Raw genomic sequence first — 14,811 nt, 5'->3', positions numbered from 1 at the left:
TTCAGCTAGCCGCAGATCGCGCCTACGGCGGCCGATTGGACCAACTTCGTGTACTTGGCCAGCACACCTGTCTTGTACCGCGGCGGCAGCGGCTCGAATCCCTCACGGCGGGTGGCGAGTTCGGCCTCATCAATCAGCAGATCCAGCGTGCCGTTGGCGACGTCGAGACGGATCCTGTCGCCGTCCTCAACGAAGGCGATGGGGCCACCGTCCACGGCTTCCGGCGCGATATGCCCAACGCAGAGTCCGGTGGTACCACCGGAGAAACGTCCGTCGGTCATCAACAGCACGTCCTTGCCGAGCCCGGCACCCTTGATGGCACCGGTGATGGCCAGCATCTCGCGCATACCGGGACCGCCCTTGGGGCCCTCGTAGCGGATGACCACGACGTCGCCGTGAGTGATGGTGCCGTCCTCCAGGGCATCGAGTGCCGCGCGTTCCCGCTCGAAAACCCTTGCGGTGCCCTCGAATACATCGGACTCGAAGCCTGCAGACTTGACGACGGCTCCCTCCGGTGCCAGCGACCCGTGCAGGATGGTGATGCCGCCCGTCGGGTGAATCGGGTTGTTCATGGCGCGCAGCACCTTGCCGTCCGGATCGGGCGGCGCGATGTGCGCGAGGTTCTCGGCCATGGTCTGTCCGGTGACAGTGAGGCAATCACCGTGCAGCAGGCCGGCATCCAGCAGCGCGCGCATCACCACCGGCACACCGCCGATCTCATCGACGTCCTTCATGACGTGGCGGCCAAATGGTTTCACGTCTGCCAGGTGCGGAACCTTCTTCCCGACGCGGGTGAAGTCGTCCAGCGACAGTTCGACCTCTGCCTCCTTGGCGATGGCGAGCAGGTGCAGCACCGCGTTGGTGGACCCGCCGAATGCCATCACCACGGCGATGGCATTCTCGAAGGCCTCCTTGGTGAGGATGTCGCGTGCGGTGATCCCGCGGCGCAGCATCTCGACGACGGCCTCGCCGCTGCGGCGCGCGTAATCCTCGCGCCGCCTATCCACGGCGAGGGGAGAGGCGCTGCCCGGCAACGACATTCCGAGAGCCTCGGCGGCACTGGCCATGGTGTTGGCGGTGTACATGCCGCCACAGGCGCCTTCGCCGGGACAGATGGCGCGTTCGATGATGTCCACGTCCTCACGCGACATCAGGCCACGCGCGCAGGCACCGACGGCCTCGAAGGCGTCGATGATGGTCACTTCCTTCTCGGTGCCGTCTGTCAGCTTGGCCTTGCCAGGCATGATCGAGCCGTTGTAGAAGAACACCGAGGCGAGATCCAAACGTGCTGCGGCCATGAGCATTCCGGGAATGGACTTGTCACACCCGGCCAGTAGCACGGAGCCATCCAGCCGCTCGGCCTGCATCACGGTCTCGACGCTGTCGGCGATGACCTCGCGGGACACCAGCGAGAAGTGCATGCCCTCGTGACCCATCGAGATGCCGTCGGACACCGAGATGGTGCCGAACTCCAGCGGGTAGCCGCCAGCCGCATGCACACCCCCCTTGACCGACTGGGCCAGCCGCTGCAGCGACATGTTGCACGGGGTGATCTCGTTCCACGACGAGCCGACGCCGATCTGCGGCTTGACCCAATCGTCGTCGCCCATGCCTACCGCGCGGAGCATCCCGCGGGCGGCGGTCTTCTCCAGGCCGTCGGTGACGTCGCGGCTACGGGGCTTGATGTCGGGTGATGAGCCGCTCGCGCGAAGATCATCGGACGGTGCGTCGTGGGCTGACATGTGCCTTAGTATCCCCGTCGGTTAGTTAGCCGGTCAAAGCGGATTCCGCCTCCGGATCTTGAGCAAAGTGGCAGCATGGCCGCCATGCCATTTATGCCGGTCAGCGACTCGATGTTCCTCATTGGGGAGACGCGTGAGCATCCGTTCCACGTCGGTGGCCTCCAACTGTTCAAACCGCCCGCCGATATCGGCCGCGATTACGCGGAGGTGTTCTACGAGCAGTTGATGGCCACCACCGAGGTGTCTTCGGATTTCCGCAAACGACCCGGACAACCGCTGGCGGTCATGGGCAACCTCACCTGGATCATCGACGACGAGATCGACTTCGAATACCACGTGCGCCGCGAGGCGTTGCCCAGCCCGGCCCGGGTGCGCGAGCTGCTCGCAGTCACCTCCCGCTGGCACAGCGCACCGCTCGACAGGCACCGGCCACTCTGGGAAATGCATGTGGTGGAAGGGCTTTCAGACGGTCGCTTGGCCGTTTACACCAAGATGCACCATGCCGTGATCGACGGTGTCGGGGCGTTGCGCATGATGATGCGCTCGTTATCTGACGACCCCGATGCGCGTGACTGCCAAGCGGTCTGGGCCCCGGCGAAGAAGCGTGCCAAGAGCAGCATTGTGAGTACCACGAACACTTCGGCGCTGGATCTCGTCAGGGGAGCGGCCGGCGCGGTGAAACAGATCGTGTCGATTCCCCCCGGTCTGCTCAAGTACGGGCGGCACGCGCTGTCTGATCCGCAGCTGGTGAGGCCGCTGTCGGCGCCGCACACCATGCTGAACGTCTCGATCGGGGGCGCGCGGCGATTCGCCGCACAGACCTGGTCGATGGAGCGAATCAAGGAGGCCGGCAAGGCACTGGGCGGCACCGTCAACGATGTGGTGCTGGCCATGTGCTCGGGCGCGTTGCGGACCTACCTGGAAGAGCGGAACGCGTTGCCCGACAAGCCGCTGATCGCCATGTGTCCGGTGTCGATCCGAGCGGAAGGCGACCAGAACGCGGGGAACTCGGTCACTGCGCTACTGGCCAACTTGGCCACGGACAAGCCTGACCCGCTGGAACGGTTCAGTGCGATCCGGGACTCGGTGCAGGCCGCCAAGTCTGTGCTTTCGGAGATGACGCCGGCGCAGCGCATGCTGGTCGGAGCGCTCAACGGGGCACCCGCTCTCAGTGCTGCTGTTCCCGGATTGGTGGACCGGGCCACCCCTGCATTCAACGTGATTATTTCCAATGTTCCCGGCCCGCGCACCGATATGTTCTGGAACGGATTCGAGATGGACGGGTGTTACCCGGCATCCATCCCGATCGATGGAGTGGCGCTGAATATCACCTGCACCAGCAGCGGATCGTCGATGCATTTCGGTCTGACCGGATGTCGCACAAGCGTGCCGCACCTACAGCGCATCCTGAGCCACCTGGAGGAGGCTCTCGTGCAATTGGAGGAGTCCGTCGCCTGATGTTTCGTACCCACAAGGGGTATGCAAGATGCCCCTATCGTACCCTATGGGGGTATCTGGGCTACGATAGGGGCATGCGAAATCGAACTCGGACTGCGATCCTCGCCGGCGCTGCTGCTGCTGTGCTGATTCTGTCAGCGTGTAGCTCGGGAAATGAAGGCAAAAAGGACGATGCCGGTTCCGACCACGCGGGCCACTCCGGAATGTCGACCACCCTGGATACCAACACCGCAACGGCATCGCCGTCGGATCACAACGACGCCGATGTGACCTTCGCGCAGCAGATGATCATGCATCACCAGCAGGCCGTCGAAATGTCCAAATTGACAGAGGGGCGGACCGCCAATCCGGTGGTGCTGGATCTCGCGAAGAACATCGAGACAGCGCAGCAGCCCGAGATCGACACCTTCACCGAGTGGCTCAAGAACTGGGGCAAGCCGGTTATGCCCGAGGGGCACGACCCGGCGGGGCACATGCCTGGCATGGTGGACACGCCCGTCTTGGACGGGATGAAGACCCTCAACGGCGAGGCCTTCGATCAGCTGTGGCTGCAGTCGATGATCGCCCATCACCAGGGCGCCATTGCCATGGCGAATGCGGAACTGTCCGGAGGCCAGTACCCTGCAGCAAAGCAGTTGGCGCAACAGATCATCGACAATCAGCAGCCTGAGATCGACACGATGCAAGGCCTTCTCAAGGGATAATGGATATGAGCACCAATGTTTCAACCGGACACGGTTACTCGCTGAAGAAGGATGACTACGCCAAGCGGCTCCTACGTATCGAGGGCCAGGTGCGTGGTATCGCGAAGATGATCGATGAGGACAAGTACTGCATCGACGTGCTGACCCAGATCAGTGCCGCGCAGAGCGCGCTGCGGTCGGTGGCACTCGGGCTACTCGACGAGCATCTCGGTCATTGCGTCACCAACGCCGTCGCCTCCGGCGGTGCGGACGCCGATGAGAAGCTCGCGGAGGCCTCTGCGGCGATCGCTCGGCTGGTGCGTTCCTAACCTTCGGCTGGTCGCCGAGTGTGCGGTTATGCACGCATTCATAGGTGCGCACTCGCGCCTAGGAGCTGAGCGCGGCGACCACCATCTGCCGCAGCACAGCCCGCGTCTGAGCAGGAGCTGATCGACCTGCGCTGTAGGGCGTCGAGTTCAATAGGCCGAAGGCTGCGTGTGCCTTGATCCGCGCGTCGGATTCGTCGAGGTCGTCATCGATCCGGCAGAGCACCTGAACCCAGACCTCCACATAGCGGCGCTGGTATTGGCGCACTTGACGGCGGGCGGCTTCGGGGAGCGAGTCGAGGTCGCGGTCCTGTACGCGAATCAGATCGCTTTCGTTGAGGGCGAAGTCGAGATGAAAATCGATGAGACCCTCAAGCGCGTCGCGCGCGGTCTCGGCGCTTTCCTCTACGTTGGTTCCTCCTTCGAGGAGCCGACGGCTGACGTCGGCCAGCAGGTCCACCAGCAGGGCTTCCTTGTTGGGGAAGTGTCGGTAGATCGCCGGGCCGCTGATTCCGACTGCGGAGCCGAGGTCCTCCAATCGCACCCGTGCATACCCGCGCATCGCCACCAGCCGGGCGGCGGCCTGCAGCAGCTGATCGCGCCGATCAGCCTTGGCGCGTTCGCGTTTGTTCGGGGACTCGGACGCAGGTATCAGGTTGGTCATCAAACCTCCGTAATGGCCCGCCCTAGACAAATCAGTTAATCGAGATTAGCCTAAACACAGTTAATCTTCATTAACTGAATTATTCGAACTTCGGAGCTGGGTATGACTCTGGTGGTTGAGGAGAACAGGGCAGAACATGCCCGGCTGGTCGCCGAGCTGCGGGAGCGGCTCGCACGTGCGGCCCTCGGTGGCAACGAACAGTCCCGGCAGCGTCATGTGGACCGGGGCAAGCTCTTGCCGCGCGACCGCATAGACGCGCTGCTGGACCCGGGTAGTCCATTCCTGGAGTTGTCGCCGCTGGCGGCCAACGGCATGTACGACGACGACGCCCCAGGGGCGAGCATCATCGCCGGCGTCGGACGCGTGTCGGGGCGCGAATGCGTGATCGCCGCCAACGACGCGACGGTCAAGGGCGGCACCTACTACCCCATGACGGTGAAAAAGCATCTGCGCGCGCAGGAAGTCGCGCTGCAGAACCGGCTGCCCTGCATCTACCTGGTGGATTCCGGTGGCGCGTTCCTGCCGATGCAGGACGAGGTGTTCCCCGATCGTGAGCACTTCGGCCGGATCTTCTACAACCAAGCAACCATGAGCGCCAAGGGAATTCCGCAGATTGCGGCGGTTTTGGGCAGCTGCACCGCGGGCGGCGCCTACGTCCCGGCAATGAGCGACGAGGCCGTGATCGTGCGCAAGCAGGGCACGATTTTCCTGGGCGGACCGCCGTTGGTGAAGGCCGCGACGGGAGAGGTGGTGACGGCCGAGGAGCTCGGCGGTGGCGATCTGCATTCACGGACCTCGGGGGTAACGGACCACCTGGCCGCCGACGACAAGGACGCTCTGCGTACCGTGCGCCGGATCGTATCTACGTTGGCTCCCAAGGAGAAGTCGCCATGGCCGGTGGTCGAAACGATTGCCCCGGAACGTGATCCAGGAACTTTGTATGACGTGGTACCCACCGACCCGCGCATCCCTTACGACGTGCACGAGGTGATCGTCCGATTGGTCGATGGCGGCACTTTCACCGAGTTCAAGGCCGAGTACGGCAAATCAGTGGTGACGGGTATCGCGCGGCTGCACGGGCACCCCGTGGGAATCATCGCGAACAACGGTGTGCTCTTCTCCGAAAGTGCCATGAAGGCCGCGCATTTCATCGAGCTGTGCGACCAGCGGAAGATACCGCTGGTGTTCTTGCAGAACATCTCCGGATTCATGGTGGGACGCGACTACGAGGCCGCCGGCATCGCCAAACATGGGGCCAAGATGGTGACCGCCGTAGCGTGCGCGCGGGTGCCGAAGCTGACCGTGGTCATCGGTGGCTCGTACGGAGCCGGCAACTACTCGATGTGTGGACGGGCCTACTCGCCACGATTCCTGTGGATGTGGCCGAACGCTCGTATCTCGGTGATGGGTGGCGAGCAGGCCGCTTCCGTGCTGGCCACCGTGCGCGCCGATCAGCGCGAGGCCTCCGGACAGGAGTTCACCGCCGAAGAGCAAGAGACGTTCAAGGCGCCGATTCGTGAACAGTATGAGCGACAAGGTAATCCGTACTACTCAACGGCGCGCCTGTGGGATGACGGGATCATCGATCCCGCCGACACCCGCACGGTGCTCGGACTGGCGCTGGGCGCCTGCGCCAATGCACCACTGGAACCGGTTTCCTACGGCGTCTTCAGGATGTGACGGTGATGAGCGCTTGCGCGAAGAACAGAGGTCCCCAATGAGGTCCATCAAATCAGTCTTAATCGCCAACCGCGGCGAGATCGCGGTCCGGATCGCCTCCACCCTGCGGGCCATGGGAATTCGATCCGTCGCGGTCTACACCGATGGAGACACCGACCACCTGAGTGTGTGCGATACCGCGGTGCGCCTTGGTGCCGACTCCTCGGGGTACCTAGATATCGATTCGATTATCAGCGCCGCCAAGCAGACCGGGGCCGAGGCCATCCACCCCGGGTACGGATTCGTCTCGGAGAACGCGGACTTTGTGCGGGCATGCCAGTCGGCCGGAATCATCTTCGTCGGTCCGCCCGCTGAGGCGATGGACGCGATGGGCGACAAGATCCGGGCGAAGGACACCGTGGCTGCCGCCGGCGTTCCGGTGGTGCCCGGAAGTGTTGGCGCACTGCCGGATGCCGAGCTGCTTGCTACGGCCGAGCGGATCGGAACCCCGCTGATCATCAAGCCGTCCGCGGGCGGCGGCGGCAAGGGCATGCGGGTAGTGCATGACCTGGGTGAGCTGCCCGATGCGCTGACCGCATCCCGGCGCGCGGGCGCCGCAATCTTCGGCGACGACACCTTGCTGGTCGAGCGCTATCTCGCACGTCCCCGCCACATCGAGATCCAGGTGTTCGGCGACACCCACGGCAATGTGGTGCATCTGGGCGAGCGCGAATGCAGTCTGCAGCGCCGGCACCAGAAGGTGATCGAGGAAGCGCCGTCGCCGCTGCTGACACCCGCGCTGCGCGCCGCAATGGGTGAGGCGGCCTGTCAGATTGCTCGCAGTGTCGGATATTTCGGTGCAGGCACCGTCGAATTCATCGTGGACTCGGACGATCCGGAGTCCTTCTACTTCATGGAGATGAACACCCGGCTGCAGGTGGAACATCCGGTCACCGAGATGGTGACGGGAATCGACTTGGTGCAGTGGCAGATTGGTGTGGCGGCCGGCGAGTACCTGCCGCTCAGTCAGGGGCAGATCAGCCTAACCGGCCATGCGGTCGAAGCTCGCGTCTACGCCGAGGACCCCGCACGCGAATTCTTGCCGACCGGCGGAACCGTGGCACTGGCACACTATTCGAGCACGGCCCGCACCGATTCCGCGCTGGCATCGGGGTCCGTGGTGGGTTCTCGATTCGATCCGATGCTGGCCAAGGTCATCGTGCATGCGGTCGACCGCGAGACCGCGCTCGCGGATGCTGACCAGGCACTCGCTGAGACGCGAATCCTCGGCGTGGGCACCAACATCGACTTTCTTCGTGCCTTGCTGACGAATCCCGTTGTGGTATCGGGTGATATCGATACAGCCCTGCTCGATACGATCGCGTCCGGATATCATCCGACGGTGCCGCCGCCGTGGGTGTGGGTGGCCGCCGCGACACTCATGGATGGTGTATCCGGCTCCGGGGAACTCTGGAACAGTAAGTCCGGGTGGCGTGTTGGCGAGCATGCACCGCGGTCGTATCGGCTGCGCATCGGTGAATCGACCGAACTCGTCCGGCTCTGGGGCGACCCGGTGGCCGAGTCCAGCGTCGGAGACGGTGAACGGGTGCCCAGCCGGTCGCACTGCAAGGCATCGCAGGTGAGCGTCGAATTCGCCGGTCAGCTACATCGCGCGGATGCCGCGCGTACCGGTGCAACGGCCTGGATTGCGACCGAGGCGGGCACCTGGCATGCGGATATCGCACCCGAGCCGCGGCTACGTCACCACGACGGTGAGGACGAGGACGGCGAAATCCGCAGCTCCATGCCCGGAGTCGTGCGCGTCGTATCGGTGAGCACGGGAACTCTCGTGGAGCGCGACGACCCGGTCGTGGTGGTCGAGGCGATGAAGATGGAACACACCTTGCGTGCACCGATCGCCGGAACCGTGACCGTCTCAGTGGCCGTCGGCGACCAAGTGGCCGTCGACCAACTGCTGGCCACCATCCACCCCATCATTCCTCCCGAGGAGGCGAAACCATGACATTTAGTACCGCAGAACTACCCGATGAGTACAACTCGCTACGCAAAACCGTTGAGGAATTTGCCAATTCGGTAGTGGCCCCGGTCGCCGCGCACCACGACGCAACCAAGACCTTCCCGTATGCGGTGGTGGCCCAGATGGGCGAGATGGGGCTGTTCGGTCTGCCCTTCCCCGAGGAGTACGGCGGCATGGGTGGCGACTACTTTGCCCTCTGCCTGACCTTGGAGGAACTGGCCCGGGTCGATCAGAGTGTGGCGATCACCCTGGAGGCGGGCGTCTCGCTGGGCACCATGCCGATCTACAGATTCGGGAGCGAGGAGCAGAAGCAGCGCTGGCTTCCCGAGCTGACAACCGGAAACCGGCTGGCCGCCTTCGGTTTGACCGAAGCCGGTGGAGGTACCGACATACCGGGGTCGATTCGCACCCGTGCCGTCGAGGACGACGACAGCTGGGTGATCAACGGCTCCAAAGCATTCATCACCAACTCGGGGACCGACATCACCGCCGTGGTGGGTGTCGCGGCGGTGACCGGGCGCGCCGCGGATGGGTCGCCCGAGATCTCTATCATTCACGTACCCAGCGGCACACCGGGATTCACGGTCGAGCCGGGCTACGACAAGGTCGGATGGCATGCCTCGGACACGCATCCGCTGAGCTTCGACGACGTGCGGGTGCCCTATGAGAATCTGTTGGGGGAGCGAGGCCGTGGATACGCGGGATTCCTTCGGATCCTCGACGAGGGGCGGATCGCCATCGCGGCGGTCGCAACCGGTGCCGCTCAGGGATGCGTCGACGAGAGCCTGCGGTATGCACGCAACCGCCCGGCCTTCGGCAGCGCGATCATCGACTACCAGTCGGTCTCGTTCAAGATCGCCAGGATGCAGGCCCGCGCACACGCCGCCCGGCTGGCCTACTACCACGCGGCTGCCCTGCTGCTGGCCGGAAAATCGTTCAAGACCGAGGCCTCGATCGCCAAACTGATGGCCAGTGAGGCCGCCATGGATAACGCCCGCGATGCCACCCAGATTTTCGGGGGAGCGGGATTTATGAACGAGTCGCCGGTCGCCCGCCAATACCGCGACAGCAAGATCCTGGAGATCGGCGAGGGTACGAGCGAGGTGCAGCTCATGCTCATTGCCCGTTCGCTGAGCCGGTAACCTGGCACGAGTACTTAGCTGAGTGGGTGACCTGGGAATCCCCTGGCACTCCGCTGGAAGGCTCGTAGTGGCAGGTACCCCCACGGGGTTATGAATGTGACCATTTCTAATCAACGCCGATAACGCCTGGTCAAGGGCGATTTTCGCGAACCGATGAAACATTGAGTTGCCTGGTGGCGACGGAGCCTATGACACACTGGATGTGTCGTGTCTACAGGAGTGAGCATGCATCTCGTAACTCGTTGGTCCAGGCGCGCCCTCGTCAGCGGCGTCTGTGTCGTTGGACTCTTGGGTGCCGGAGTAGTTCCTGCGCTCGCAGACCCGGATGATCCAGGCAATCCGGGTATTGAAGAGCCGGCGCCCCCACCGCCCCCACCCGTCGAACTTCCGCCGCCCCCGCCGCCGCCGTGGGAACTGCCGCCGCCGGACGCTCCGCCTCCCGGCGAGGTTCCGCCTGCTCCGCCGGCACCGACAACCCCGCCGCCCGGGGCTGGGGCACCTCCCACCGGAGATGTACCGCCGCTGCCGGTGGGGCTTCTCAAGAACTCGCCCAACAATGGTGACGTCGTCGGTGTGGCCCAACCGGTGACGATTGTCTTCGCTGCTCCGGTGACGGACAAGAAGGCCGCCGAGGCCGCCGTGAAGATCACCACCTCGAAGGCCGTGCCGGGATACTTCTACTGGTACACCGACCAGCAGCTGCGCTGGAAGCCCACACAGTTCTGGCCCGCGAACACCGATGTGAACGTGAATGCCGGTGGGACCAAGTGGAGCTTCAAGGTCGGTGATGCCTTCGTGTCCACCGTCGACGATGCCACCTACACGATGACGGTGACGCGCAACGGCGTCGTGGAGCGCACCATGCCTATGTCGATGGGCAAGCACGATAAGAAGCACGAGACCAAGAACGGCACGTATTACGTCAGCGAGAAGTTCCAGAAGATGGTGATGGACTCGTCGACCTATGGGGTGCCCGTCAATTCGGCCGAGGGCTACAAGCTCGATGTCTACTGGGCTACCCGGTTGTCCAACTCGGGCATCTTTGTCCACGGTGCGCCGTGGTCAGTCGGCCAGCAGGGTAAAAGTGATACCAGCCATGGCTGCATCAACCTGAGCACCGACAACGCCACGTGGTACTTCAACCAGTCACATCCCGGTGACCCGGTGATCGTGAAGAATTCGCCCGGCGGTCCGTACAAGGACTACGACGGATACGACGACTGGCAGCGCTTCTAAACTCCGGCGCAGTACGAGAAAACCCCCGACCGATGGCCGGGGGTTTTCTCGTTGCGAGAGATCAACTCCAGATGCGTACGCGCTGATCGGCTTCCAGGAACAGCTCATCCTCGGCGGTGAGCTCAAAGGCCTTGTAGAACGCGTCGATGTTGCGCACCACACCGTTGCAGCGGAACTCCGGTGGTGAGTGCGGATCCACCGACAGGCGACGAATAGCCTCAGCTTCACGGGCTTTCGTTCGCCACACCTGCGCCCAGCCGAAGAACACGCGTTGCGCTCCGGTAAGCCCGTCGATTACCGGAGCGGGCTTGCCGCCCAACGAGATCTCGTAGGCGAGTAGGGCGATCGAGAGACCGCCCAGATCGCCGATGTTCTCGCCCACGGTGAACGCGCCGTTGACATGCTGATCGGACAACTCGCGGGGCACGAACTCGTCGTACTGCTTGATCAAAGCCTTTGTCCGTAGCCCGAATTCGTCGCGGTCAGTGTCGGTCCACCAGTTGACCAGATTGCCGTCACCGTCGTACTTGGAGCCCTGGTCGTCGAAGCCGTGGCCGATCTCATGGCCGATGACGGCGCCGATGCCTCCGTAGTTGGCGGCGTCGTCGGCGTCGGCGTCGAAGAACGGCGGCTGCAAGATGGCTGCCGGGAACACTATTTCGTTCATGCCGGGGTTGTAGTAGGCGTTGACCGTCTGCGGGGTCATGAACCACTCGTCGCGATCGACCGGACCGGCGAGCTTGGCGAGGCCGCGGTCGCATTCGGCGGCCGTGGAGCGCCGGACATTGCCCAAGAGGTCGCCGCGGCGGATGGCGATCGTCGAGTAGTCACGCCAGGTCGCCGGGTAGCCGATCTTCGGGGTGAACTTATCGAGTTTCTGCAGGGCCCGCTCGCGGGTCTCCGGCGTCATCCACGCCAAGTCGGTGATGCTGACGCGATAGGCCTCGCGTAGGTTCTCGACGAGAACCTCCATGCGCGCCTTGGCGTTCGGTGGGAAGTGGCGCGTGACATAGAGCTGTCCCACGGCCTCGCCGAGTAGCGACTCGACCACCGCGACACCGCGTTTCCAGCGGTCACGGATCTGCTCGGTACCCGACAGTGCGCGGCCGTAGAAATCAAAGTTCTCGGCCACTAATGGTTCGGTGAGGTATGGCGCACGGGCACACACCAACCGCCAGCTGGCCCACTGCTTCCAGTCGCTCAACGACTCTGATGCCCAGAGTCCGGCGAACGCGGTCAGATAATCGGGCTGCCGCACCACCAGTTCGGTGACTTGGCCGGTGGTGGCACCGAGCCCGGAAATCCAGCCGTCCCAATCAAACCCGGGTGCGGTGTGCTCCAGTTCGACGAACTTCACCAAGTTGTAGCTCAGCTCGGCGTCGCGCCTCTTCACCACGTCCCAGTGCGCCGCCGCAATTTTGGTTTCCAGCGCCACGATCCGCGCGGAGGCATCGGCGTGGTCCTCGTCGCCGTAGACCAGCGTGAGCATGGCCGCGATGTGGGCGCGGTAGGCATCCCGCGTCGCCGCATGCTGCTCCTCGCGGTAGTACGACTCGTCGGGCAGTCCGAGGCCGGACTGGCTGACGTGCAGCAGATAGCGCGAGGAGTTTTTGGCGTCGGTGTCCACGTAGCAGGCCACGCCGCTGCCGACCCCGGCCCGCTGAAGTGCGCCCATGACGGCGGCCAGGGCCGTGGCGTCCGGCGCCGAGACGATCCGGTTCAGCTCCTCCTGCAGCGGTGCCAGGCCGACGCGCGCCACGGTTTCGGTGTCCATGAAGCTGGCGAACAGGTCACCGATCTTCTGCGACTCGGTGCCCTCTGGTGCGCCCGACTCGGCCGTCTCGGTGATGATCTCGCGCACCTGCTCCTCGGCGCGGTCAAACAGGGTCCGGAACGCCCCATCGACGGCACGGTCGGCCGGAATGGCGTAGTCGGCGAGCCAGCGTCCGTTGACGTGGCCGAACAGGTCATCCTGCGGGCGGATGGATTCGTCGCGGTAGCCCAGGTCGATCCCGGATTTTGGCAGCACTGATTCTGTCGTCACCCGTCCATGGTGGCATGGGTCGCTAGGGTGAGGGCCGTGAGCAAAGACGCCCCGGTGCCGCAAGACGGCCCCGTCATCTCTCGCTACGGCCTGATGTCGGCGCTTCTCGGGGTGATCGCGGTTGTCGCGCTGGTGCTTTCGGTTCTGATCGTCACCGGGCATCGCAGCCAGGTGGTCCGGGATCGGTACGACTCACGTGTACTCGATACCGCTGTGAGCTGGGTCAACACCTTGATCAATATGAACAAGGGCAATGTCGAGGCCAGCGTCCAGACCTTGCGGGACGGCGCGGCTGGCCGGCTTAGCGATGAGCTGGGGCAGACCATCGCCGGATTCGTGCAGTTGGCGCGGGCCCTCGACACCGAGGCCGCTGGCGAGATCGACTCAGTGGCGTTGGAAAGGCAGAGTGCGGAGCGGCGACCGGATGGGGATGCTGATGTGGACCTGCCGTCGGCGGAGCGGACCGACCGTGTGATGGTGGTGGCAACCTCGGTGACCCGAGCCGCGAAGGCGCCCGCGAAGGTCAACCCGTGGTACCTGCGGCTTGCGGTGTCCAAGGTGGGCGACCAGCTGCTGGTCACGGGGCTGGAGATTCTGCGATGAGCCGCTTGCGCGAAGAGCGTGGTTTCTGATGAGCCGGAATGTTGTGCGCGTCATCCTCTTTGACGTACTGGCTCCGTTGGTGACTGTGCTCGGGATCGTGGCGCTCGGGGTGATCCTGGGCTGGCCGACCTGGTGGGTGGTGGTGTGTACGGCCGCGTGTCTGCTAATCGCCCAGGGTGTCGCGGTGAACGCCTACCTGGCCCGCCGTGATTCGGTCACCGTCGGCACGGATGACGATGGTCCGGGCCTGCGTACCGGAATCGCGGCCCTGGCGACCGCTGCCGTGGTGGCCGTCGCGATCGTGGGATACCAAGACTGGACGGTGCCTGATCGCGCGGGGAACTCGGATCGATCGGCCGTGACCGATGTCGTTGGGACGGTGGCCGAGGCGGTGGTGAACTACACCCCCGACAGCCCGGATACCTATGTGCGTAAGGCCACCGAGCAGATGACCCCGGGGCAGGCCCAGTCCTTCAGCCGTGATTTCGACCGGGCCACCGCCGAACTGAAGGCCAAGGGGATCTCGCAGAAGGGCGAGATCATCTCGGTGGGCTTGGAGGCGATGGGTCCCGAGTCCGCGGTCGCGGCCACTCTGGTGCGGCGCACGAGCACCGCAGCGAAGACGCAACCAGCGGACGCGATCTTGGCGCTGCGGATGACGCTTGCTAAGCGAGACGGCCGCTGGCTCGTCGACAACATCGCGCCGATCGACCGCATCGGCGCGCGGGCCACCGAAAGCTAGTGCGAACTGATACGCGCGAATTCGATCTCGGTGCACCGGTCCATGACGACCTGCAGACCGGCGTCGGCCGCCTTGTCGGCTGCCTCGATGTCGACGAGGTCGAGCTGGAACCAGAGCGTGCGCGCGCCGATGTCGATGGCCTCCCGAGTGATACCCGCCAGTTCTTCGCGGCGACGGAACACATCCACCAGATCGGGTGTTTCCGGCAGCGCCTCGAGGCTGGGGTAGACGGTCTGGCCGTCCAGTTCCGAGATGGTCGGATTCACCAGGAAAATGCGATAGGAGCTGTGTGCAGCGAGGTACCGGTAGACGCCGTTGCTCGGCCGGTCCGGATTGGCCGAGATGCCCACGATGGCAATGCTCTTGGTCTCGCGCAGAATCCGGGTGATGGCGGCGTCATCGGGGGCAGTCCACACCGAGGTTCCTCTCTCGTCGAACACAGCACACCGAAAACTCAAGTGACAGCACTCGGCA

General features: G+C 64.2%; 13 protein-coding genes. 9 read left to right on the top strand and 4 right to left on the bottom strand.

Annotated elements, in window-relative coordinates; translation table 11 throughout:
- Positions 1-5: 5 nt before the first annotated feature.
- Positions 6-1,742 (bottom strand): dihydroxy-acid dehydratase, encoded by a 1,737-nt coding sequence (gene ilvD / locus FZI91_RS07445; protein WP_155938169.1) that lies wholly within the window; start codon positions 1,740-1,742, stop codon positions 6-8.
- A gap of 75 nt (positions 1,743-1,817) precedes the next feature.
- Between ilvD and FZI91_RS07440 the strand changes: the two genes are divergently transcribed.
- The 3 genes from FZI91_RS07440 (at position 1,818) to FZI91_RS07430 (ending at position 4,212) form a co-directional block, all read left to right on the top strand.
- Positions 1,818-3,200, top strand: a complete 1,383-nt coding sequence (locus FZI91_RS07440; protein WP_162526496.1) for a wax ester/triacylglycerol synthase family O-acyltransferase — start codon at positions 1,818-1,820, stop codon at positions 3,198-3,200.
- A 74-nt stretch (positions 3,201-3,274) separates the two neighbouring features.
- The gene (locus FZI91_RS07435) at positions 3,275-3,904 is read left to right on the top strand and encodes a DUF305 domain-containing protein (protein WP_155938168.1); all 630 of its coding nucleotides are present in this window, start codon (positions 3,275-3,277) and stop codon (positions 3,902-3,904) included.
- Positions 3,905-3,909: 5 nt separating this feature from the next.
- Positions 3,910-4,212, top strand: a complete 303-nt coding sequence (locus FZI91_RS07430) for a metal-sensitive transcriptional regulator (RefSeq protein WP_155938167.1) — start codon at positions 3,910-3,912, stop codon at positions 4,210-4,212.
- Between the two features lie 58 nt (positions 4,213-4,270).
- On the opposite strand, the gene FZI91_RS07425 is transcribed toward FZI91_RS07430, so the two are convergent.
- Entirely contained in the window at positions 4,271-4,873 is a 603-nt protein-coding gene (locus FZI91_RS07425) for a TetR/AcrR family transcriptional regulator (protein WP_155938166.1), read from the bottom strand.
- Between the two features lie 102 nt (positions 4,874-4,975).
- Between FZI91_RS07425 and FZI91_RS07420 the strand changes: the two genes are divergently transcribed.
- The 4 genes from FZI91_RS07420 (at position 4,976) to FZI91_RS07405 (ending at position 10,948) form a co-directional block, all read left to right on the top strand.
- Positions 4,976-6,553, top strand: a complete 1,578-nt coding sequence (locus FZI91_RS07420) for a carboxyl transferase domain-containing protein (protein ID WP_155938165.1) — start codon at positions 4,976-4,978, stop codon at positions 6,551-6,553.
- A gap of 37 nt (positions 6,554-6,590) precedes the next feature.
- On the top strand, positions 6,591-8,555 hold the full coding sequence (locus FZI91_RS07415) for a biotin carboxylase N-terminal domain-containing protein (RefSeq protein WP_155938164.1): 1,965 nt from the start codon (positions 6,591-6,593) through the stop codon (positions 8,553-8,555).
- A complete protein-coding gene (locus FZI91_RS07410) occupies positions 8,552-9,712 on the top strand; it encodes an acyl-CoA dehydrogenase family protein (protein WP_155938163.1) in 1,161 nt (386 codons plus the stop codon). Before FZI91_RS07415 ends, FZI91_RS07410 begins: the two co-directional genes overlap by 4 nt.
- A gap of 225 nt (positions 9,713-9,937) precedes the next feature.
- Positions 9,938-10,948, top strand: coding sequence for a L,D-transpeptidase family protein (locus tag FZI91_RS07405; RefSeq protein WP_155938162.1), 1,011 nt, complete (start codon positions 9,938-9,940; stop codon positions 10,946-10,948).
- 61 nt (positions 10,949-11,009) lie between these two features.
- Here FZI91_RS07405 and FZI91_RS07400 read toward each other — a convergent pair whose 3' ends face one another.
- Positions 11,010-12,992, bottom strand: coding sequence for a M13 family metallopeptidase (locus FZI91_RS07400; protein ID WP_162526495.1), 1,983 nt, complete (start codon positions 12,990-12,992; stop codon positions 11,010-11,012).
- Between the two features lie 111 nt (positions 12,993-13,103).
- On the opposite strand from FZI91_RS07400, the gene FZI91_RS07395 reads away from it, so the two are divergent.
- Both FZI91_RS07395 and FZI91_RS07390 read left to right on the top strand, forming a co-directional pair.
- Positions 13,104-13,595: a hypothetical protein gene (locus FZI91_RS07395; protein WP_162526551.1), complete on the top strand. Its 492-nt coding sequence runs from the start codon at positions 13,104-13,106 to the stop codon at positions 13,593-13,595.
- 28 nt (positions 13,596-13,623) lie between these two features.
- Positions 13,624-14,337: a hypothetical protein gene (locus FZI91_RS07390; protein WP_155938161.1), complete on the top strand. Its 714-nt coding sequence runs from the start codon at positions 13,624-13,626 to the stop codon at positions 14,335-14,337.
- Here FZI91_RS07390 and FZI91_RS07385 read toward each other — a convergent pair.
- Entirely contained in the window at positions 14,334-14,753 is a 420-nt protein-coding gene (locus FZI91_RS07385) for a CoA-binding protein (protein WP_162526550.1), read from the bottom strand. The genes FZI91_RS07390 and FZI91_RS07385 overlap by 4 nt on opposite strands.
- Between the last annotated feature and the right edge of the window lie 58 nt (positions 14,754-14,811).

This window comes from Mycobacteroides sp. CBMA 271 (assembly GCF_009729205.1).
Classification (GTDB): Bacteria; Actinomycetota; Actinomycetes; order Mycobacteriales; family Mycobacteriaceae; genus Mycobacterium.
This window is presented reverse-complemented; position numbering and strand designations above follow the sequence as displayed.

Excerpts from the sequence above, each read along its gene's own strand:
- FZI91_RS07415 (WP_155938164.1), top strand. The coding sequence starts at position 6,591 with ATGAGGTCCATCAAATCAGTCTTAATCGCCAACCGCGGCGAGATCGCG.
- FZI91_RS07435 (WP_155938168.1), top strand. The coding sequence starts at position 3,275 with ATGCGAAATCGAACTCGGACTGCGATCCTCGCCGGCGCTGCTGCTGCT.
- FZI91_RS07430 (WP_155938167.1), top strand. The coding sequence starts at position 3,910 with ATGAGCACCAATGTTTCAACCGGACACGGTTACTCGCTGAAGAAGGAT.
- FZI91_RS07410 (WP_155938163.1), top strand. The coding sequence starts at position 8,552 with ATGACATTTAGTACCGCAGAACTACCCGATGAGTACAACTCGCTACGC.
- FZI91_RS07420 (WP_155938165.1), top strand. The coding sequence starts at position 4,976 with ATGACTCTGGTGGTTGAGGAGAACAGGGCAGAACATGCCCGGCTGGTC.
- FZI91_RS07425 (WP_155938166.1), bottom strand. The coding sequence starts at position 4,873 with ATGACCAACCTGATACCTGCGTCCGAGTCCCCGAACAAACGCGAACGC.
- FZI91_RS07390 (WP_155938161.1), top strand. The coding sequence starts at position 13,624 with ATGAGCCGGAATGTTGTGCGCGTCATCCTCTTTGACGTACTGGCTCCG.
- ilvD (WP_155938169.1), bottom strand. The coding sequence starts at position 1,742 with ATGTCAGCCCACGACGCACCGTCCGATGATCTTCGCGCGAGCGGCTCA.
- FZI91_RS07405 (WP_155938162.1), top strand. The coding sequence starts at position 9,938 with ATGCATCTCGTAACTCGTTGGTCCAGGCGCGCCCTCGTCAGCGGCGTC.
- FZI91_RS07440 (WP_162526496.1), top strand. The coding sequence starts at position 1,818 with ATGGCCGCCATGCCATTTATGCCGGTCAGCGACTCGATGTTCCTCATT.